Source organism: Entomomonas moraniae, from assembly GCF_003991975.1.
In the GTDB taxonomy this organism is placed as follows: domain Bacteria; phylum Pseudomonadota; class Gammaproteobacteria; order Pseudomonadales; family Pseudomonadaceae; genus Entomomonas; species Entomomonas moraniae.
On record NZ_CP029822.1, the window covers coordinates 2,703,922 to 2,723,601 of the forward strand.

General features: G+C 40.0%; 22 protein-coding genes. 10 read left to right on the forward strand and 12 right to left on the reverse strand.

All coding sequences use genetic code 11. The features are described from left to right. Nucleotides 1–4: 4 nt before the first annotated feature. The 5 genes from atpA (at nt 5) to glmU (ending at nt 5,792) form a co-directional block, all read left to right on the forward strand. Nucleotides 5–1,549 carry a F0F1 ATP synthase subunit alpha gene (gene atpA, locus DM558_RS12545; protein WP_127164312.1) on the forward strand — a complete coding sequence of 515 codons (1,545 nt, stop codon included), beginning with the start codon at nt 5–7 and terminating at the stop codon, nt 1,547–1,549. Between the two features lie 48 nt (nt 1,550–1,597). Next, nucleotides 1,598–2,491 carry a F0F1 ATP synthase subunit gamma gene (atpG, locus tag DM558_RS12550; protein WP_127164313.1) on the forward strand — a complete coding sequence of 298 codons (894 nt, stop codon included), beginning with the start codon at nt 1,598–1,600 and terminating at the stop codon, nt 2,489–2,491. Between the two features lie 29 nt (nt 2,492–2,520). Then, on the forward strand, nt 2,521–3,897 hold the full coding sequence (gene atpD / locus DM558_RS12555; RefSeq protein WP_109704218.1) for a F0F1 ATP synthase subunit beta: 1,377 nt from the start codon (nt 2,521–2,523) through the stop codon (nt 3,895–3,897). A gap of 49 nt (nt 3,898–3,946) precedes the next feature. Further along, the gene (locus DM558_RS12560; protein WP_127164314.1) at nt 3,947–4,366 is read left to right on the forward strand and encodes a F0F1 ATP synthase subunit epsilon; all 420 of its coding nucleotides are present in this window, start codon (nt 3,947–3,949) and stop codon (nt 4,364–4,366) included. A gap of 64 nt (nt 4,367–4,430) precedes the next feature. Next, on the forward strand, nt 4,431–5,792 hold the full coding sequence (gene glmU / locus DM558_RS12565) for a bifunctional UDP-N-acetylglucosamine diphosphorylase/glucosamine-1-phosphate N-acetyltransferase GlmU (protein ID WP_127164315.1): 1,362 nt from the start codon (nt 4,431–4,433) through the stop codon (nt 5,790–5,792). 58 nt (nt 5,793–5,850) lie between these two features. On the opposite strand, the gene DM558_RS12570 is transcribed toward glmU, so the two are convergent. The 5 genes from DM558_RS12570 to DM558_RS12590 all read right to left on the reverse strand — a co-directional run bounded on the left by DM558_RS12570 (nt 5,851) and on the right by DM558_RS12590 (nt 9,370). Further along, nucleotides 5,851–7,158, reverse strand: a complete 1,308-nt coding sequence (locus DM558_RS12570; RefSeq protein WP_127164316.1) for a sensor histidine kinase — start codon at nt 7,156–7,158, stop codon at nt 5,851–5,853. A gap of 64 nt (nt 7,159–7,222) precedes the next feature. Beyond that, nucleotides 7,223–7,681, reverse strand: a complete 459-nt coding sequence (locus DM558_RS12575; protein WP_127164317.1) for a Spy/CpxP family protein refolding chaperone — start codon at nt 7,679–7,681, stop codon at nt 7,223–7,225. Between the two features lie 101 nt (nt 7,682–7,782). Then, nucleotides 7,783–8,466 carry a response regulator transcription factor gene (locus DM558_RS12580; RefSeq protein ID WP_127164318.1) on the reverse strand — a complete coding sequence of 228 codons (684 nt, stop codon included), beginning with the start codon at nt 8,464–8,466 and terminating at the stop codon, nt 7,783–7,785. 9 nt (nt 8,467–8,475) lie between these two features. Next, nucleotides 8,476–8,775, reverse strand: coding sequence for a YciI family protein (locus tag DM558_RS12585; protein ID WP_127164319.1), 300 nt, complete (start codon nt 8,773–8,775; stop codon nt 8,476–8,478). Between the two features lies 1 nt (nt 8,776). Beyond that, complete coding sequence (locus DM558_RS12590) at nt 8,777–9,370, reverse strand: septation protein A (RefSeq protein ID WP_127164320.1); 594 nt, start codon at nt 9,368–9,370, stop codon at nt 8,777–8,779. A 96-nt stretch (nt 9,371–9,466) separates the two neighbouring features. Here DM558_RS12590 and DM558_RS12595 point away from each other — a divergent pair, with 96 nt between their 5' ends. From DM558_RS12595 to scpB, 4 genes are read left to right on the forward strand one after another with little or no spacing between them, the layout of a single operon-like run. After that, entirely contained in the window at nt 9,467–10,306 is an 840-nt protein-coding gene (locus tag DM558_RS12595) for a PHP domain-containing protein (RefSeq protein WP_127164893.1), read from the forward strand. Nucleotides 10,307–10,337: 31 nt separating this feature from the next. After that, nucleotides 10,338–10,958, forward strand: a complete 621-nt coding sequence (locus DM558_RS12600) for an L-threonylcarbamoyladenylate synthase (RefSeq protein WP_127164321.1) — start codon at nt 10,338–10,340, stop codon at nt 10,956–10,958. Between the two features lie 8 nt (nt 10,959–10,966). Beyond that, nucleotides 10,967–11,788, forward strand: a complete 822-nt coding sequence (locus DM558_RS12605) for a segregation and condensation protein A (RefSeq protein ID WP_228411750.1) — start codon at nt 10,967–10,969, stop codon at nt 11,786–11,788. After that, entirely contained in the window at nt 11,775–12,503 is a 729-nt protein-coding gene (gene scpB, locus DM558_RS12610; RefSeq protein ID WP_127164323.1) for an SMC-Scp complex subunit ScpB, read from the forward strand. Before DM558_RS12605 ends, scpB begins: the two co-directional genes overlap by 14 nt. 46 nt (nt 12,504–12,549) lie before the next feature. Here scpB and DM558_RS12615 read toward each other — a convergent pair whose 3' ends face one another. From DM558_RS12615 to rluC, 4 genes are all read right to left on the reverse strand, one after another. After that, entirely contained in the window at nt 12,550–12,792 is a 243-nt protein-coding gene (locus DM558_RS12615) for an Lpp/OprI family alanine-zipper lipoprotein (RefSeq protein WP_109704207.1), read from the reverse strand. A 135-nt stretch (nt 12,793–12,927) separates the two neighbouring features. Further along, nucleotides 12,928–13,170, reverse strand: coding sequence for an Lpp/OprI family alanine-zipper lipoprotein (locus tag DM558_RS12620; RefSeq protein WP_109704206.1), 243 nt, complete (start codon nt 13,168–13,170; stop codon nt 12,928–12,930). Nucleotides 13,171–13,364: 194 nt separating this feature from the next. After that, nucleotides 13,365–14,018: an HAD-IA family hydrolase gene (locus DM558_RS12625; protein WP_127164324.1), complete on the reverse strand. Its 654-nt coding sequence runs from the start codon at nt 14,016–14,018 to the stop codon at nt 13,365–13,367. Continuing rightward, the gene (rluC, locus tag DM558_RS12630; protein ID WP_109704204.1) at nt 14,005–14,973 is read right to left on the reverse strand and encodes a 23S rRNA pseudouridine(955/2504/2580) synthase RluC; all 969 of its coding nucleotides are present in this window, start codon (nt 14,971–14,973) and stop codon (nt 14,005–14,007) included. Before rluC ends, DM558_RS12625 begins: the two co-directional genes overlap by 14 nt. 87 nt (nt 14,974–15,060) lie before the next feature. Here rluC and uvrD point away from each other — a divergent pair, with 87 nt between their 5' ends. Further along, nucleotides 15,061–17,217 carry a DNA helicase II gene (uvrD, locus tag DM558_RS12635; protein WP_127164325.1) on the forward strand — a complete coding sequence of 719 codons (2,157 nt, stop codon included), beginning with the start codon at nt 15,061–15,063 and terminating at the stop codon, nt 17,215–17,217. Between the two features lie 60 nt (nt 17,218–17,277). Here the strand turns inward: uvrD and DM558_RS12640 are convergent, their stop codons facing one another. From DM558_RS12640 to rcnR, 3 genes are all read right to left on the reverse strand, one after another. Next, a complete protein-coding gene (locus DM558_RS12640; RefSeq protein WP_127164326.1) occupies nt 17,278–18,735 on the reverse strand; it encodes a toxin-antitoxin system YwqK family antitoxin in 1,458 nt (485 codons plus the stop codon). 85 nt (nt 18,736–18,820) lie between these two features. Then, nucleotides 18,821–19,366, reverse strand: a complete 546-nt coding sequence (locus DM558_RS12645) for an RNA 2'-phosphotransferase (RefSeq protein ID WP_127164327.1) — start codon at nt 19,364–19,366, stop codon at nt 18,821–18,823. 19 nt (nt 19,367–19,385) lie between these two features. Then, entirely contained in the window at nt 19,386–19,658 is a 273-nt protein-coding gene (gene rcnR / locus DM558_RS12650) for a Ni(II)/Co(II)-binding transcriptional repressor RcnR (RefSeq protein WP_109704200.1), read from the reverse strand. Between the last annotated feature and the right edge of the window lie 22 nt (nt 19,659–19,680).

Sequence of the window (19,680 nt, forward strand, 5' to 3'; positions counted from 1 at the left end):
TGGCATGCAGCAATTAAATCCTTCTGAAATAACTGAAATTATTAAGGAGCGCATAGCAAACCTTGATATTTCAACGCAAGCGCGTAATGAAGGTACTATCGTCAGTGTATCAGATGGTATCGTACGTATTTACGGACTTGCAGATGTAATGTATGGCGAAATGATAGAGTTCCCTGGCAGTGTTTATGGTATGGCACTGAACCTAGAGGAAGACTCTGTTGGTGCGGTTGTATTAGGCGAGTACTTAAGCCTTTCTGAAGGCATGAGCGCTAAATGTACTGGTCGTATCCTTGAAGTACCTGTTGGCCGTGAATTATTAGGTCGTGTGGTTGACGCTTTGGGTAATCCTATTGATGGGAAAGGACCATTAGGCACAACGCAAACGGATGCTGTTGAAAAAGTGGCACCTGGCGTCATTTGGCGTAAGTCAGTTGATCAACCTGTACAAACAGGTTACAAATCTGTGGACTCAATGATCCCGATTGGTCGTGGCCAGCGTGAGTTAATCATTGGTGACCGACAAATTGGTAAGACTGCTTTAGCAGTTGATGCGATTATCAATCAAAAAGATAGCGGTATCAAATGTATTTATGTAGCAATTGGTCAAAAACAATCGACTATTGCCAATGTTGTGCGTAAACTTGATGAAAATGGTGCTTTACAAAATACAATTGTTGTTGTGGCGAGCGCTTCAGAATCAGCTGCCTTACAGTATTTAGCTCCATACTCTGGCTGTACTATGGGTGAATATTTCCGTGATCGCGGTGAAGATGCACTCATTATTTATGATGATTTGTCAAAACAAGCAGTAGCTTATCGTCAAATTTCATTATTATTACGCCGTCCACCTGGTCGTGAAGCGTATCCTGGTGATGTGTTCTATTTACATAGCCGTTTACTTGAGCGTGCTTCTCGAGTATCAGAAGAATATGTAGAAGAGTTTACAAAAGGCGAAGTAAAAGGCCAAACAGGTTCCTTAACCGCATTGCCTATTATTGAAACGCAAGCAGGTGACGTATCAGCATTCGTACCGACTAACGTTATTTCTATTACCGATGGCCAAATTTTCTTAGAGTCTTCTTTATTTAACTCAGGTATTCGTCCTGCGGTTAATGCGGGTATTTCAGTTTCTCGTGTTGGTGGGGCTGCACAAACTAAGATCATTAAAAAGCTATCTGGTGGTATTCGTACTGCACTTGCTCAATATCGTGAATTAGCAGCATTTGCACAGTTTGCTTCTGATTTGGATGAAGCAACACGTAAACAATTAGAACATGGTGAGCGTGTAACAGAGTTAATGAAGCAAAAGCAATATGCTCCATTCTCTATTGCAAAAATGGCTGTTTCGCTATACGCCGCAGAACGTGGCTATTTACAAGATATTGAACTAAACAAAGTAAGTGCATTTGAAACGGCTTTATTAGAATATTTTAGTAGAGATAAAGTAGATTTAATGGCAAAAATTAACGTTAAAGGCGACTTTAATGATGAAATTGATGCTGAAATCAAAGCGGGTATTGAAACATTTAAAACAACCCATACTTGGTAAGAAATAGCAGGTATGAGAATACCTGCTTGTTAATGCTAAAGGTGTAATATGTCAGGCGCAAAAGAGATTCGCACGAAAATTGCGAGCATAAAAAGTACGCAGAAAATTACGAGTGCGATGGAAAAGGTTGCCGTGAGTAAAATGCGTAAGGCGCAATCATTAATGGCTGCTGGTCGTCCTTATGCTGAACGTATCTACCAAGTAATCACTCACTTAGCGAATGCCAATGCAGCTGATTATCATCCTCCATTTATGGTTGAGCGTCCTGTAAAACGTGTTGGCTATATTGTCGTATCAACTAACCGTGGTCTTTGTGGTGGATTAAATATTAATTTATTCAAAGAAATTATCAAAGATTACCATAAGTGGCATGATCAAAATGTTGAGGTTGAGCTTTGCGTAATAGGCTCTAAAGGTGTTAGTTTCTTTAATCACTTAGGCTTTAAAGTTGTAGCTGCTGTCACAGATATTAGTGAGCAAGCTTCTATTAAAGAGTTAGTTGGTGCAGTAAAAGTGATGTTAGATGCCTTTGACCAAAAGCGTGTAGATAGGGTCTATTTGGCATGTAATGAGTTTATTAATACAATGACTCAAAAGCCAAAATTATTGCAGTTATTACCATTGCCAAAAACAACAGCAACAGCGGAAGATGAGAAGTTGCATCAGAAATTAGTTAATGGTCATTGGGATTATATCTATGAACCTAATCCACAAGAATTACTTGATGCATTATTGAAGCGTTATATCGAGTCTGTTGTTTATCAAGCAGTGGTAGAAAATGGCGCTGCGGAACAAGCTGCTCGAATGGTTGCAATGCAAAATGCAACGAATAATGCTGATGATCTTATTAGTGGGCTACAGCTCATTTATAATAAAGCTCGTCAGGCAGCTATTACGCAAGAAATTACAGAAATCGTTAGCGGTGCAGCTGCTGTATCGTAAAAGTTTATAAATTCAGAGGATATCCAGCTATGAGTAGCGGACGTATCATTCAAATTATCGGGGCAGTTATTGATGTGGAGTTTCCACGTGATACTATTCCTAAAGTTTATGACGCATTGAAAGTAGAAGGCGTTGAGACAACATTAGAGGTTCAACAGCAATTAGGTGATGGCATTGTTCGTTCCATTGCAATGGGATCTACTGAAGGGTTGAAACGAGGTCTTGATGTAACAAATACCGGTGCGCCAATTTCTGTACCTGTAGGTGTTAAAACCTTAGGACGTATCATGGATGTTCTTGGTAACCCTATTGATGAACAAGGCCCTATAGGTGAAGAAGAACGCTGGAGTATCCATCGTGAGGCTCCCTCATTTGAAGAACAAGCAGGTGGTAATGAACTACTTGAAACAGGTATCAAGGTAATTGACCTTGTTTGTCCTTTCGCCAGAGGGGGTAAAGTTGGATTGTTCGGTGGTGCGGGTGTTGGTAAAACTGTAAATATGATGGAGCTTATCCGTAATATTGCAATGGAACACAGTGGTTTCTCTGTATTTGCTGGAGTGGGTGAGCGTACTCGTGAGGGTAACGACTTCTACCACGAAATGAAAGACTCAAACGTACTTGATAAAGTGGCACTTGTGTATGGGCAAATGAATGAGCCACCAGGTAACCGCCTACGCGTTGCATTAACAGGTTTAACGATTGCTGAAAAGTTCCGTGATGAAGGGCGTGATGTATTATTGTTTATCGATAACATTTATCGTTATACACTCGCGGGAACAGAGGTATCGGCACTATTAGGTCGTATGCCATCAGCAGTAGGTTATCAACCTACATTGGCAGAAGAGATGGGGGCTTTACAAGAACGTATTACAACAACGAAGAAAGGTTCTATTACCTCAATTCAGGCGGTATATGTTCCTGCGGATGACTTAACAGACCCATCACCTGCAACAACGTTTGCCCACTTGGATGCAACGGTCGTATTATCTCGTGATATTGCTTCTTTAGGTATTTATCCTGCGGTAGATCCATTAGACTCTACTTCTCGTCAGCTTGACCCTCATGTTATCGGTCAAGAGCATTATGATGTGGCTCGTGGTGTACAATACGTATTGCAACGCTATAAAGAGTTAAAAGATATTATTGCTATTTTGGGTATGGATGAATTATCTGAAGACGATAAGTTATTAGTAGCTCGTGCACGTAAGATGCAACGTTTCTTATCACAACCGTTCTTCGTAGCAGAAGTATTTACTGGCTCTCCTGGTAAGTATGTACCTTTAAAAGAAACAATTCGTGCTTTTAAAGGTATTTTGAATGGTGATTATGACCATCTACCAGAGCAAGCGTTTTATATGGTAGGTACTATTGACGAAGCCATTGAAAAAGCTAAGACCCTATAATGGGGTATGCCCATAGCATTAATATGGGCATCAATTCGAGGTTATAGGTATGGCAACGATTAAATGTAGCATCGTAAGTGCAGAAGAATCATTATTTGACGGTACAGTTAAGCGTGTAGTAGCACATGGTGGTATGGGGGATTTGGGAATTTTACCTAATCATTCTCCTTTACTAACGAATTTGTTACCCGGTCCTGTACGTATTGTCAAAGAAGATGACACAGAAGAGGTATTTTATATTTCTGGTGGCTTTTTAGAAGTGCAGCCTTTTGAGGTCTTAGTGTTAGCGGATACAGGTATCCGTGCTGAGGATTTAGATGAAGCTGCGGCTAAAGCTGCAATGATTTCAGCTGAGAAAGAGTTGAATAATAAAGTATCTGAGCAAGATTACTCTAAGACTGCGTTAAGTCTTGCTCAAGCGGCTGCACAATTACGAACAATTGCTGAAGTTAGAAAAAAGTTTAAGTAGGCTTTTTGTGGTTTGCTTGTAAAAGGGTAGCTTAGGCTGCCCTTTAATTTTTGGGAGATAAGCGATGTCATTAGAAATCATAATTCTTGCCGCAGGTAAAGGAACACGTATGTGCTCAACATTACCTAAGGTCTTACATAAAATCGCCGGTAAATCAATGTTAGGCCATGTGATCGAATGTGCTAGAAAGTTAACTCCACAAAAAATACATGTTGTTGTAGGGCACGGTGCTGAACTAGTAAAAGAGCAGTTTGTAGCAGACGATTTGAATTTTGTTATTCAAGAGCAGCAGTTAGGAACTGGCCATGCCGTTGCTACAGCAGTGCCATATGTTAACGCTGATAATGTACTAATTTTGTATGGTGATGTTCCATTAATTGAAGAAAATACCCTGAGAGCGTTACTCCAAAAAGTACAAGTAAAATCCCTTGGTTTACTGACGGTGACTTTAACCGACCCAACGGGTTATGGACGAATCATTCGTGATCAGAAGGGAAATGTTGTTGCAATTGTTGAGCAGAAAGATGCGAGTGAGTCACAGAAGCAAATAACAGAAGGGAATACAGGTATTTTGGCATTACCATCAGAACCTTTAAAAAAATGGTTAAGTCAGTTATCGAACAAAAATACACAAGGTGAGTATTATTTAACAGATATTATTGCAATGGCAGTTGCGGATAGTTATACAATTGTAACGAATCAGCCCCAATCAGAAATGGAAGTACAAGGGGCTAATGATCGAATTCAACTGGCGCAACTGGAGCGTTTTTATCAATTAAGGGCAGCACAACAATTGATGAAACAAGGGGTGAGCTTGATAGACCCACATCGTTTTGATTTAAGGGGCGAGATTGTTGTTGGCTCTGACATAGAGATAGACATTAATGTCATTCTAGAAGGCAAGGTTGTTATTGAAGATAATGTATCAATTGGCGCTAATTGTATTATTAAAAATTCTATTTTAAGAAAGGGTGTTGTGATTAAGCCAAATAGTCACATTGATGGTGCTATATTAGGTGAGGAAAGTGATGTAGGCCCCTTTGCTCGATTACGTCCAGGAACAATTTTGCATGAAAATACACATGTTGGCAATTTTGTTGAGCTAAAAAATACGTCTCTAGGTAATTACTCAAAAGTAGGGCATTTAACCTATTTAGGAGATACGGAAGTAGGTAGTTATTGCAACATTGGTGCGGGCACGATTACTTGTAATTATGATGGTGTTAATAAATATAAGACCATATTAGGGAATGAGGTTTTTATTGGTTCTAATAGTTCATTGGTTGCACCTGTGGTGATAGGCGATGCTGCAACGACCGCTGCTGGCTCAACTATTACGCGCGATGTTGCGGCCAATAGTTTAGCCATTGGACGTGCACAGCAAATTCAAAAGGACAATTGGCAAAAACCAAAACCCAATAAATAACAATTTAATATATCCTTCAGCTGATAAGCTGAAGGATATGTTGTAGAGGCTTGAGAGGTTAAGAAATAGGTAAAATAATTTCGACCATAAACCCTTCCTCTTTATGGTTATTGAAGAGAATTGTACCCCCATGGCTTTCGATAGCCCGCCGACTAATGGCTAACCCGAGACCATAGCCTTTAGCGGTTTGCTCAGGCACTCTAAAAAAGGGCTTACTCAGCTCTGCAAGGTAGTTATCAGTAACGCCAACGCCATGATCACGAATGGAAATGTGGACATTATCATCTTCCTGCCATGCAGTTATTTCTATTGCTTTGTCTTCGGGATTAAAGCGTAATGCATTTCGGATTAAATTATCTAGCGCACGCTCTAAACGATCTTCCCATCCGTGCACAATTAAATCATTAGGAATAGATAAGATAATTTTTTGCTGCGGCGCGATAATCTTTGCATCTTCTTGAAGTTTGTTTAATAGTTGATATAGCTGTAGAGTTGTTTTATTACCAGGAACACTATCGAGTCTTGCTAATATCAGTATTTCACTGATCAATGCTTCTAGACGATCGCACTCAAGGGATAACCGATCAGAAAGTTTAGCCCTATCTTGTTCATTTGATCTTTCAAGCAGAGCCGCAGTTATTTTGAGTCGAGCAAGAGGGGAGCGTAGCTCATGAGAAACGTCACGTAGCAATTGACGTTGACTATCAATAAGCGCTTGCAAGTGTTCACCCATCAAGCTAAAGTCTTTGGCAAGTAAACCAAACTCATCTTTTCGATTAGATAGTCGAGATAAACTATTTTTTTGGTATTCTGTTCTGCCCAAATCATTAACAGCACCTCGTAGTTTTTTTAGTGGACGCGTGACAGATAATGTAAGTAAGAAACTAAAAATAGTTAAAACAATAACAGTGATCACAATACCACCCAATGGAAACCAAAGGCTATCTCGTTGCCAATCCATGAGCTCTGCTCTAGGAATCCGGTAAATGAAAAGATAGCTTAATTCCGTTTCAGGGCTTGTATATTCTTGGGTAATTTGGCGCCACGGAGGTATTCTTGAGCCAATAGGTTTTGGTTTATAGTGAGTAGGATGTATATTACCGGTTAAGTTAGTGCCTAGCTCGGTAAATACTTGGATATCAATTTTATATTTTTGTTGATAATGCTTAATTAAATTTTTTGCGGAGGCTATTTCATTTTCTTCATGAAAGCTGACCCATTTTTGTGCAACTCCTTGAATTGGTGGGAAACGATTGATTAGCCATGCGTCCTGATTAAATAAATATCCAAGGAGCATTGAGGAGCCCGCTGCAACAGAGATAGCCAGCCAAAAACTAATAAAAATTCGCCAAAAAAATGAGCGCATATAAATAACCTATATAATAAAAATGCCCACATACAAGGTGGGCACTCTATAATTAAGAAGAGTATTAGTTTTTAGCTTTATTGGCTTTCCAATCTTGAAACTCTTGCCACTCTTTCATACGTTCATCACGTCTTTTTTTGTTTTCATCAAAGGTTTTTTGCTGTTCAGGTGTTAAGATGGCACGTATAGCTTTACTTGTTTCTTCACGTGTTTGGTTGAGTTCATCGCGCATTGCTTTCTTTTCTGAATCAGAAAGTTTATCTAGATATTTTTTTGTAATATCTTGACGTTTTTTATGCTGTTCTTGCATGATTTCTTGCATTTTTGCATGCTGTTCAGGTGTCATGTGTTGTATACCTGCCGCATGGGGACCCATTCTCATAGCAGATTGCATATGAGTACCAGGACCTGACATTCCACATGGCATAGGTGCTGATGAGTTATGAGCTACAGGTGGTTCTGCCATTACTAATAAAGGAATACTGGTGGTAAATAATAGGGCGGGGATAAGTTTTTTCATCATCGTTTCCTTCTGAATTTCTGTTTAAGTAATTTCTTGTGTATCAGTATAACAATTTAAAAGTCAACCACAGTCAAAGTAAAGTAAAGTAAATGTAAAGAATGTTAACCGTTATAATAATAACCGCGGCTACGCAACGATAAAATACGTTGACTGCCATCAGAATGAGGGCCTAGTTTTTTGCGTAGATTACTAATATGCATATCTAAACTACGATCATAAAGCGTGAGTTTTTTCCCTAATGCCAGTTGAGTAAGTTCAGATTTATCTACGGGCTCCCCCGGTTGTTTCAGTAATGCTTCAAGTAATCTGCTTTCTGATACGGTGAGTGTTATTTCTATGTTATCAATAATAGCTACTCCCCGAACAGGGCTAAAGGTTAAATCACCAAGTTCTAATTGCGAGGGAGTGGCCGCTATTGTGTGAGTACGCCTTAAAATAGCTTTCAGCCTTGCGGTAAGCTCTCTTGGGTCACAGGGTTTAGGGAGATAATCATCGGCCCCAAGCTCTAAACCTAAAATTCGGTCAAGGGGTTCGCCACGGGCAGAAAGCATTAATACAGGTAATTCTGGATGATTAACCCTTAATATTTTTAATAGATCAAGGCCATTGCCATCGGGTAACATGACATCGAGTATAACAGCATCAGGTAAGGTTTGTGATAATAGATAATCTTTGGCCTTCTGAGTGGTGTGGCAGGTGTTAACCTCAAACCCCTCTTGTGATAGCCAATGATTTAAAAGTTCACAAAGCTCTTCATCATCATCTATTAATAATAGTGTATTCATTGGCAATATTTAAGGTAGTACTTTTTTAAACGGTTTAATTGTCACATTGGCATAAACACCTGCATCACAATAAGGGTCTGCATTAGCCCACTCTTTGGCTGCCTCAAGAGATTCGAATTCAGCTACTACGAGGCTTCCTGTAAAGCCAGCACTACCTGGGTCGTTGCTATCAATGGCTGGATGAGGGCCTGCTAATATGAGTTTACCTTGGTTCTTCAAGAGTTCTAAACGCGCTAGGTGAGCAGGGCGGCTATTTAAGCGTAGCTGTAAGGTGTCGGGTTTGTCTTGTGCTATGATTGCATAGAGCATATTACTTTTCTCCATTATTAGAAGAGGGTTCTTCTTTTATATGCTTTGATAAATAAATAGCCTGACCAATCATAAAAATAATGGTCATTGCAAGGCTACCGAATACTTTAAAGTCTACCCATATCTTATCAAAAGTAAAGGCAACAAAAAGATTAGCTCCTCCACAGATGATAAAGAAAATCACCCAAGCGATATTTAATTTACGCCAAATAGAATCAGGTAAGTTGATGGCCTTTCCCATAAGGCGTTGAACAATAGGTTCTTTCCCAATAAATTGGCTTCCTAAAAAGGCTAAAGCAAATAGTCCATTGACGATAGGTGCTTTAAGTTTGATAAACGTTTCACTATGAAATACCAGTGTTAAAGTACCCAGTAATAAGCAAGCTACAAGAGTGATGATTTGCCCATTATCAAGGCGTTTTTGTTTAATAAAAAGAGCACCATAAACAATAATGGATACAATAATTAATACAGCGGTAGCACTATAAATTCCACCGAATGTAAAACTATAACCAAAGAGCTCAACAGAACGGGGCGCTATTTTAAAAACAATAAAAAACAGGATGAGCGGAATAAAATCTATAAACTGTTTCACAAAACACAATCCAAATGGGTTTAAAACAGGCATAATAGCAAACTTAACTATATTCTTGATAGATTATAAATATTTTGTTGTTATTTTATGAAGCAAATGATTGATTTACATTGCCATAGTACAGCCTCTGATGGGAAATTGAGTCCCACAGAAATTGTTTTACGCGCAAAAAGTAAAGGTATTAGCCTATTATCATTAACGGATCATGATACGATTGATGGTTTAACGGAGGCTATTGGCGCGGCAAACTCGACAGGTGTTCAACTAGTCAAAGGCATCGAGGTATCTTGTTTATGGAATAACATTAATATCCATGTGCTTGGTTATTGTTTTGATGTTGAACACGAACCATTACAAGCGTTATTGACTACGCTAAAAAAAGCACGATGGACGCGTGCTATAGAAATAGCACAAAGGCTTCAAAAAAAGGGTATTTCTAATCTATTGGATAAGGCCATTACTCACCAAGGTCAGCAGTTTACCAGTAACAATGGACCAGGGCGTCCCCACTTTGCCAAGGCAATGGTCAGTGAAGGCTATGTAAGGACTGAAAAAGAAGCCTTTCAAAAATGGCTAGGCAGTGGAAAAGTTGGTGATGTGAAGCAATACTGGCCAAGTTTGGATGAGGTCGTAAGTGTTCTGCATAGTAGCGGTGCATGGGTAAGTTTGGCGCACCCCCTACATTACGCTATGACGCGTACGAAGCTTTGTAGTTTGTTACGTGAGTTTATCGCTTCAGGAGGATATGCATTAGAGGTTGCTAATGGATTCCAGCCAGCAGAGCAAGTGGGGCGATTAGCTAATTTAGCCAGAGATTTTGGCCTTTTAGTCTCGGCAGGAAGCGATTTTCATTATCCAAATCTTTGGGGCGAGCTCGGACTATATCGATCAATTCCGCAGGATTTAACACCACTTTGGACAAAGTTCAGCGTATAATAAAGGCTAATTAACCATTGAGAGCAATCCCATGAGCCAATTTTTCCAGATTCATGTGGAAAATCCACAACCACGTCTGATTAAACAGGCCGCTGAAATTATTGAAAAAGGTGGTGTTGTTATTTATCCAACGGACACCACTTATGCGTTAGCTTGCGCTATTGGTAATAAAGCGGGTATTGAGCGTATAAGACAGCTTCGCCAACTGGATGAGAAGCACAATTTTACATTGATCTGTCGTGACCTTTCTGATTTAGGTATCTATGCCAAGGTCAATACATCGGCCTTTCGCTTATTAAAAACCTACACACCTGGACCCTATACATTTATTCTTGAGGCTACCCGTGAAGTTCCAAGAATATTAATGCACCCTAAACGCCGTACCATAGGTTTAAGAGTTCCTAATTTTCCTATTACTCAAGCATTATTAGGTGAGTTAGAGCAACCATTATTAACAACCAGTTTAATTATGCCCGGCGACAGCTCACCCATGACAGATCCATACGAAATAAGGGATTTATTAGAAAAGCGAGTAGACCTTATTATTGATGGTGGCATGGGAGGATTTGAAGTTTCGACAGTGGTGAGTTTGGTAGAAGATACACCAGAAGTGATTAGGGAAGGGTTGGGTGATCCAACACCCTTTCAATAGCAATGACGGTGACTAATATCCATTTGGGCAATCCTCAGCTTCCCCTTGCGTTAGTCTATGGTGAAGCAGTAGTTGATGTTCCACAAGATCTTTATATTCCGCCTGATGCACTGGAAGTCATTCTGGATGCTTTTGAAGGGCCGCTTGATCTATTATTGTATTTAATCCGCAAACAGAATATTGATATTTTAGATATTCCTGTGGCTGAAATTACCAAACAATACATGACCTATGTAGAACTAATGCGTGCCACAAAGTTAGAGTTGGCGGCAGAGTATTTATTAATGGCAGCAATGTTAGCCGAAATTAAATCGCGTATGTTACTGCCTCGTCAAAATATTGCAGAAGATGAAGAGGAAGATCCACGAGCGGAGTTGATTAGGCGACTACAAGAATACGAGCAAATAAAAATAGCGGCAGAATCGTTAGATGAGCTTCCTCGTCTTGATCGAGACATAAAAACTATTCAATTAGCGGCACCAGAAGCAAGAGCGCGTAAATTATTACCTGAAGTCACTTTGCAGGAGCTACTGTTAACCGTTTCAGAGGTACTAAAAAGAGCAGAGCTCTTCGAACAGCATCAAGTATCCAGAGAGGTACTTTCTACACGTGAGAGAATGACCGCTATTCTCGAAAAAATAACGGGTAAAGGTTTTGTACCTTTTATCCAGTTATTCCAAGCCGATGAGGGAAAATTAGGAATCGTTGTTACTTTTATGGCCGTTTTAGAGTTGGTTAAAGAATCACTCATCGACCTTATTCAAAATGAACCTTTTGCTCCCATTCATGTGAAGGAAAAAGTTGAGGCGGTACAGTATGAACCTGAATGACCCCGTTGAATTAGCTAAGCTATTAGAAGCCTTGTTACTTGCCCATAATCAGCCCTTAACCATTGAGCGGATAGTGGCTTTGTTTGAGGAAGATGAGAAACTAACCACTAATCAAATTAAAGCGGCATTAACTGCATTGGCTGAAAGTTGTCAGGGGCGAGCCTATGAATTAAAAGAGGTAGCTTCTGGCTACCGCTTACAAGTGCATAGTAGTTTCTCTCCCTGGGTAAGTCGATTGTGGGAAGAAAAGCCACAACGCTATTCCAGAGCTTTACTTGAAACATTAGCACTAGTTGCGTATCGCCAACCAGTGACACGGGGTGAAATTGAAGATATTCGTGGTGTAGCAGTGAATAGCCAAATTATTAAGACACTACAAGAGCGTGATTGGATACGTGTTGTAGGTTATAAAGATGTCCCTGGTAAGCCAGCTATGCTTGCAACAACCAAAGCATTCTTAGATTATTTTAATTTAAAAAGTTTAGAAGAGCTTCCAACGCTATCAAGCATTAAGCCTGTTCAAGAAGAGTTGCCAGTATTAGTTGATGAGTTAACCATGGCACTAGAGCAACAACCAGCATTAACTGAACCAGTAATAAAACAAGAACAAGAAAAGAGTTTTAAAGAATTACTCGATGAGTGGGATGATCTAGAGGAAGGGGTTAAAACAGACTTTTCAGATTTGATTGTGGTAAAGCCAGAAATACCTGAATAAATAAAAAAGCCGATTATTAAATCGGCTTTTTAAGCAACAACAAAAATTACTTACGAGTTGCTTTAGTTAACATACGTGCAGCACGCTCATTTGCTTCGTCAGCAGTTTGTTGAGCTTGTTGCGCAGCACTTAAAGCTTCTTGTGCAGTAGTTTGAGCTTGTTGAGCAGTAGCTTGAGCTTGTTGTGCAGTAGCTTCAACAGCATCAAGGCGTTCTGTAGTTTTGCTTGAACAACCAACAGCTAAAGCAGCAACAAGAGCTAAAGCAGATGCTTTAAGAATAGTATTCATTGTATATCTCCTAGTTTTTATTTATACAGCAATTTTAATTATCATCTATATTATTACTTAATATAAATGATGAATTGTATTATAGCCATAAAAAAAGCCAACCAAAAGGTCAGCTTTTAATTTTTCGCAAATAAATTATTTACGAGTAGCTTTAGTTAGCATACGTGCAGCACGCTCATTTGCTTCATCAGCAGTTTGTTGAGCTTGTTGAGCAGCACTTAAAGCTTGTTGTGCAGTTTGTTGAGCTTGTTGAGCAGTTTGTTGAGCTTGTTGTGCAGTTGCATCAACAGCATCAAGACGTTCTGTAGTTTTGCTTGAACAACCAACGGCTAAAGCAGCAACAAGAGCTAAAGTAGAAACTTTAAGAATATTTTTCATTGTAAATCTCCTAGACTAGAATTAAGTAAACCAATTGTATTATAAACGGCTTGTAGTAAAACTAAAACACATATTTATTAGCAAAAAGCCTAAATAAAAACGTTTTATTAAGACTCCTTGATCTTATAGATTAGATTTTTAAAAATCTATTATCTAAATCTACTAGATTAGGCTATTCCCTTTTAAAAAAGTTCCTAAGGGATGATTAAATGATTTATTAACTCATTAAACTGATCAATAATATATTTAGGTGAATAGTTTTTTAATGAGCTAGTTGGTTGAGCACCATAGCTTACAGCAATGCAGTCTATGTTGGCATTATTCGCCATTTGTAAATCGAACGAAGCATCACCGACCATTATTGCTTCTTTATTGGTAAGGCCAAACTGCGTTAATAGTTCGTGTAACATTTTAGGGTCTGGTTTGCCTGCTGTTTCGTCAGCACAACGGGTTGCATCAAAAAAATCAGCCAGCCCTAGCATATTTAAAATACGGTCTAGCCCTACTCGACTTTTGCCGGTAGCAACCGCTAAAAGAATATTTTCTTCTCTTAATTTTTGTAACGTTTCTATCACATTTGGATACAAATTAGGCGCCACTTTCTCTAAAAAATGAAAGTGTTTTGTGTAGTTTTCTAAAAAAATACGCAATTCTTCTTGAGATAACTCAGGGTAAAGTTGACCAATGGCGGTATCTAAGCGCAGTCCAATGATGTTTTTAACCGTTTGGTCATCCAGAATAGGCAAATTTAAATCTTTTGCAGCACCATGCACGCTGTTAACAATGGTACCGATGGAGTCAAGGATCGTTCCATCCCAATCAAAGATTGCTAACTTATACTTTGCCATTAAGGTGCTCCAATACATTTTCCCACATAGGCTCAACAGGTGCCTCAAGAGAAAGTTTATTATTGTCGGGTAGCGTAATAGTTAAGGCATAGGCATGTAAAAATAAGCGTTTGCCCCCCAAGTTACGAATCATCTTACTAAACTCCTCATCGCCGTATTTCGGGTCACCGGCAATCGCGTGGCCTGCATGTTTAGCATGTACTCTAATTTGGTGTGTACGTCCTGTAATAGGGCTGGCTTCCACCAAGGTGGCTATATCTCCAAAGCGCGTTAATACCTTAAACATTGTTAAGGCTTCTTTACCTTCAGGATTAATTTCAACCATGCGCTCGCCAGAGCGTAAGTTATTTTTTAATAAAGGAGCAGATACTTTCTTTTTGCTGTTTGGCCAATTACCACGGACTAACGCAAGGTAGCGCTTATCCACCCCATCCCCCCTTAATTGCGTATGTAAGTGGCGTAACATGCTGCGTTTTTTCGCAATCATCAAAAGCCCAGAAGTATCACGGTCTAAGCGGTGAACTAACTCTAGTTCTTTGGCATCGGGGCGTAGTTGACGAAAAGCCTCAATTACCCCAGCGCTCACACCGCTACCACCATGCACAGCAATACCCGCAGGCTTATTGACTACAATTAGCCCTTTGTCCTCATACACAATGGCCGCTTCTAATCGTTCTAAAATAGGTTGGGAGAAAGGTTCTTTCTCGGATCTTTCAGCTAAGCGTAAAGGGGGCACGCGAACAATATCACCCGTTTGTAATTTATATTCAGGTTTAATACGACCTTTATTAACACGTACCTCTCCCTTACGCAAAATACGATAAATTAAACTTTTAGGAACACCTTTTAGTTGTGTTCTTAAAAAATTATCAATACGTTGTCCTTCATAAGAAGAAGATACTTCTAACCACTGCACCGCAGTTTGATTGGGTGTAGTCGTTGAGGAGTCTGTCATAACGGTTACCTAAAAGCCAAATTAAAAAAACTATTTTAACAGTTTTTAGCGCATTAGTTTCCTATTTGAGTATGTTAAAATAGATAAATGATAGACGATATTTCTTTTCTTTTAGATTCTTTAAACGATGCACAACGCGAAGTCGTTGCGGCGCCGCTTGGCCAACAACTTGTATTAGCGGGAGCTGGCTCGGGTAAAACCCGAGTTCTTGTTCACCGTATTGCATGGCTAATGTATGTTGAGCAAGCCTCACCCTATTCCATTTTAGCGGTTACCTTTACCAATAAAGCCGCGGCTGAAATGCGAGGGCGTATTGAGGAGCTTTTAAAACAACCCACCCAAGGCATGTGGGTAGGCACCTTTCATGGATTAGCGCATCGTTTATTACGTACTCACTGGCAAGAAGCCAAGCTTATCCAAAATTTCCAAGTATTGGACAGTGATGACCAACTGCGCTTGATTAAGCGTGTTCTAAAAGATTTAAATATTGACGACCAGCGTTGGCAAGCCAGAGAAGTGCAATGGTTTATTAACAACAAAAAAGACCAAGGTGTGCGCCCAAGCAGCATACAAGTCTTTGGTGACCTCTACATATCTACCATGGTGCAAGTTTATCAAGCCTATGAAGAAGCCTGCGCGCGTGCAGGAGTAGTCGATTTTGCAGAGCTATTACTACGGGCACTTGATTTATGGCGTGATAATCCAGAATTGCTAGCTCATTATCAACAGCGTTTTAGTCACGTACTGGTGGACGAGTTTCAAGACACCAATGCGGTACAATATGCATGGTTAAAAATCCTTTCCCACGGTACGAAAAGCCTGATGGTGGTAGGTGATGACGACCAGTCTATTTACGGCTGGCGCGGTGCAAAAATTGAAAATATCCAATCCTTTACCAGTGACTTCCCTCAAGCGGGTACTTACCGTCTAGAGCAAAACTACCGCTCTACTAGCACTATCTTAAAAGCGGCTAATGCCTTGATAAATAATAATCAAGGTCGCTTAGGTAAAGAGTTATGGACAGAGGGTAACGAGGGAAGCGCTATTACCCTTTATGCAGGTTTTAATGAACAAGACGAAGCTCGTTACATACTTGATCGTATACAAAGTGCCCATAAAGATGGCTTTAATTACCAAGAAATAGCAATCTTATATCGCTCCAATGCACAATCGCGTGTACTGGAAGAAAACCTATGGCGTGAGGGCATCCCCTACCGTATCTACGGTGGTTTACGCTTCTTTGAACGGGCAGAAATTAAAAATGCGCTCGCTTATTTACGATTAATTCGCTCACGGCAGGATGATAGCGCTCTAGAGCGTATTATCAACTTACCTACACGGGGCATCGGTGAAAAAACCATAGACCAAGTCAGACAACTCGCTCGAGAGCTGAATGTGTCGCTATGGCAAGCGCTCAAAGAAATTGTGGCTAATAAAGGTGTATCGGCTAGAGCCTGTACAGCCCTTAATAACTTTATGCAGCTTATTAATCGCTTAAGCGATGAAACAGCACCCTTAAAACTCTCTGAACAAATTGATGTGGTAATTAAACAATCGGGTTTATTAACTTTTCATCAAGCTGAAAAAGGCGATAAAGGTGAAGCACGCGTTGAAAACTTACAAGAGTTAGTCAGTGCTGCCAGTGCTTTTGACCATGACCAAGAAATTGACGAAAATAATACCCCCCTTGGCGCATTTTTAGACCATGCGGCGCTTGAAGCCGGCGAAAAACAAGCCGGTGATGGTGAAGATTGTGTGCAGCTGATGACCCTGCACAATGCCAAAGGACTAGAGTTCCCTATTGTGTTCTTAACAGGTATGGAAGAGGGGTTATTCCCCCATCAGCGTAATTTAGGAGACATTGAACGTTTAGAGGAAGAACGCCGATTGGCTTACGTGGGTATTACCCGCGCCATGCAACAACTGACCTTTACTTATGCCGAAACAAGGCGCTTACACGGCAACGAGACCTATAACAAAGTTTCTCGTTTTGTCAGAGAAGTTCCTGTGGACTTAATCCAAGAGGTTAGATTATCAGGCTCAGTTAGTCACCCCATTATGCAGCAAAGCCCCAGTGAAAACACAGGGCTAAGCTTAGGGCAACGAGTACTACACCCCGTATTTGGTGAGGGAGTGATTCTGAACGCTGAAGGCTCAGGCGCACATACTCGTATTCAAGTGAAATTTGATAAAGAAGGCAGTAAATGGCTTATTTTAGCCTTTGCTAAGTTACAAGCGATTTAGAAAGAAAAGGCTAGTTTTATTATAAAAACTAGCCTTTATAAGAAATTGTTTATGAGGCTTTTAATACACTAGATCATAGCGAAAATCATGGGGTACATTACCAGCAACGCCATTGTCATATCTTCGATACTCTGCCAGTGGCGTGCCATCCTCTCCCCAAAATTGCCAAACCCCCTTAAGAAAACCATCTTTATTATGGTCTCCCTGAGCTCTTAGTTGTCCGTTGTCATACCAAAACTGCCAAAATCCTATACGGGAATGTTCTACATCTCCTTCGTATGCTTTTTGACCATTTTCGTACCAGTATGTCTCTCGGCCAGATGTTTTACCAAAAAAAGTACCAATGACATTTTTACAGGGGCTAAAACAAAAAAAATCATAGAAATTAAAATAATCAATGAACGTGTAATATTCTTCTTCACTATCAGTGAAGCCTTCACTGAGTTTAAATGTTTGCTGTTGGCGTAATTGACCATTTTTATACCAATAAGACCATAAGCCATACTGATAGCCATTTCTCATCTCACCTTGTTCTTGTAATTGGCCGTTGTCATACCACAAAGAGAAAAGCCCCTCTTTATTACCTTTATCAAAGTCACACTCAAGATAGGGTTGGCCGCTACTATGCCATTCGATCCAATGACCTGTGCCACAACCATGCTCAAAGATTATTTGAGAACATATGTTTTCAAAAGGGTGATACGAGGAGCAAAGCCCTTGTAGTTTATGCTCTAGAAAAAAGGCCTCTAATCGTGGTTTACCATCGGGGTACCAGACACAAAGCTTACCCTCAGCAAGGCCATGCTGATAAAACAGCTCTGATAGTTTTGAACCATCAGGATACCAACTGACCCATAAACCTTCTTTCTCTCCCTCATTGTATTCGCCAGAGAGATAGAGTTGGCAATTGTCGTGCCAATATTTCCATTCACCGTGGGGTAAGTTTTCTTTGAGATAGCCTTGGTATTTAATCTTGTTATTTGGGTACCAAGTTGTAGTAAGCATTAACCCCTGTTCTTTATCTTCAATAGTTTCTCGAATTTTTTGCCCACTTTCATCCCAGCCTGTTCTTATATCATCCGTGGTTTGATAAGCTATGCGCCCATTTTTATGCCAATCAAATCGCTTATAACTTGAAGGCTTATTTTCGGAACCACTCGTATAATCTAGAATACAACTTATTTGCCCGTCAGGGTAATAAAAGACTTCTTGTTTTATTCTTTCTTCCAGCTTATTACCATTAAAGTAATAATGAGTTGGCGTGGGTAATAAGGTTGACTCAACCGTACCATTTAGATAATAAGCCGTAATTTGATTATCTTTAATTGGCAATGCCTTGTAATAGAATTCTTTTTTTTGATGAGGGTAAAAGTATTTTTTATAGTCTTGTTTTAATAAAAAAGGATCGGTGCGTTTTTCACCGGTGGGGTAGAAGTCTTGAACGAGGTCGTAACCATCGACACTGTTTAGTTGTAAGATTTTCCGTGTAAGGCTGTTATTTTCATTTTTATGACTCATGTTTAAGGCTGACTATTCAGCTAGTGGTGGATAAAAATAAATATTCTATCATCCTAACATATCCAAAGACTCAGCGCTATCAAACCTACTCAAACAACAAATAATCCACAGGTACTCTATCGGTTAGCCATACGTGATTATCGGAGAGGTAAAACTTGTAGCCTGTGTTGTGCATGGCGAGGGCTTTTACTTTTAAGATAATCAATTTACCGTGGCGTTGCCCTACGGCAGAAGCGGTCTCTTCATCAGCGGAGAGGTGGACATGGTGGCGCGAACCGGGTTTTAAGCCTGTTTCTTTGATGGAGTCGATATAGCGTGTAGCGGTGCCGTGGTAAAGATACTCAGGGGGTGTTAGTTCTTTGTATTGAATTTCTACCATGCCGGTGGAGTGGCCTTGGGCAGCTCGAATGCTTAAGCCATCTTCTGAAAGGCTAAAGCGTTTTTTATCGGACGTAGCGACGACTTGTTCAATCAATGCTCGATTAAGTGGTTGGCCGTGTTCGTTGGCTTGGGTAATTAATAAGTCAAGTGCAACCCATCCCTCGCTATCCAAGGTAATGCCTATATCTTCTGGCTTATGGCGTAAAATATAGCTTAGGAATTTACTGGTTTTATCAAGCTGAGTAGACATTCTTTGATCCTTGCTTTGTTTATTTTATGTAGGAGTCCAATACTTTGAGTATCACTTCAAGGTCTTTTTCACGTTGGGCTTCGTCGTTTTCATGCACAATATGCACACTCAGATGGCCTTTGATAACCTCGCGCATTAGCCCATTTACCGCGCCTTTAATCGCCGCAATTTGTTGCAATACCGCAGTGCACTCATGCGGTTCATCTAACATTTTTGTTAGGGCGGCGACTTGCCCCTGTATTTTATTAGTACGGGCTTTTAGTTTCTGTTTATCACGAATGGTGTGTGACATGGTGAGATCTCAGCTAGGTAAT

Bases quoted from the DNA above. Each gene is read 5' to 3' on its own strand.
- atpA (WP_127164312.1), top strand. From the start codon at position 5: ATGCAGCAATTAAATCCTTCTGAAATAACTGAAATTATTAAGGAGCGC.
- atpG (WP_127164313.1), top strand. From the start codon at position 1,598: ATGTCAGGCGCAAAAGAGATTCGCACGAAAATTGCGAGCATAAAAAGT.
- atpD (WP_109704218.1), top strand. From the start codon at position 2,521: ATGAGTAGCGGACGTATCATTCAAATTATCGGGGCAGTTATTGATGTG.
- DM558_RS12560 (WP_127164314.1), top strand. From the start codon at position 3,947: ATGGCAACGATTAAATGTAGCATCGTAAGTGCAGAAGAATCATTATTT.
- glmU (WP_127164315.1), top strand. From the start codon at position 4,431: ATGTCATTAGAAATCATAATTCTTGCCGCAGGTAAAGGAACACGTATG.
- DM558_RS12570 (WP_127164316.1), bottom strand. From the start codon at position 7,158: ATGCGCTCATTTTTTTGGCGAATTTTTATTAGTTTTTGGCTGGCTATC.
- DM558_RS12575 (WP_127164317.1), bottom strand. From the start codon at position 7,681: ATGATGAAAAAACTTATCCCCGCCCTATTATTTACCACCAGTATTCCT.
- DM558_RS12580 (WP_127164318.1), bottom strand. From the start codon at position 8,466: ATGAATACACTATTATTAATAGATGATGATGAAGAGCTTTGTGAACTT.
- DM558_RS12585 (WP_127164319.1), bottom strand. From the start codon at position 8,775: ATGCTCTATGCAATCATAGCACAAGACAAACCCGACACCTTACAGCTA.
- DM558_RS12595 (WP_127164893.1), top strand. From the start codon at position 9,467: ATGATTGATTTACATTGCCATAGTACAGCCTCTGATGGGAAATTGAGT.
- DM558_RS12600 (WP_127164321.1), top strand. From the start codon at position 10,338: ATGAGCCAATTTTTCCAGATTCATGTGGAAAATCCACAACCACGTCTG.
- scpB (WP_127164323.1), top strand. From the start codon at position 11,775: ATGAACCTGAATGACCCCGTTGAATTAGCTAAGCTATTAGAAGCCTTG.
- DM558_RS12615 (WP_109704207.1), bottom strand. From the start codon at position 12,792: ATGAATACTATTCTTAAAGCATCTGCTTTAGCTCTTGTTGCTGCTTTA.
- DM558_RS12620 (WP_109704206.1), bottom strand. From the start codon at position 13,170: ATGAAAAATATTCTTAAAGTTTCTACTTTAGCTCTTGTTGCTGCTTTA.
- DM558_RS12625 (WP_127164324.1), bottom strand. From the start codon at position 14,018: ATGGCAAAGTATAAGTTAGCAATCTTTGATTGGGATGGAACGATCCTT.
- rluC (WP_109704204.1), bottom strand. From the start codon at position 14,973: ATGACAGACTCCTCAACGACTACACCCAATCAAACTGCGGTGCAGTGG.
- uvrD (WP_127164325.1), top strand. From the start codon at position 15,061: ATGATAGACGATATTTCTTTTCTTTTAGATTCTTTAAACGATGCACAA.
- DM558_RS12640 (WP_127164326.1), bottom strand. From the start codon at position 18,735: ATGAGTCATAAAAATGAAAATAACAGCCTTACACGGAAAATCTTACAA.
- DM558_RS12645 (WP_127164327.1), bottom strand. From the start codon at position 19,366: ATGTCTACTCAGCTTGATAAAACCAGTAAATTCCTAAGCTATATTTTA.
- rcnR (WP_109704200.1), bottom strand. From the start codon at position 19,658: ATGTCACACACCATTCGTGATAAACAGAAACTAAAAGCCCGTACTAAT.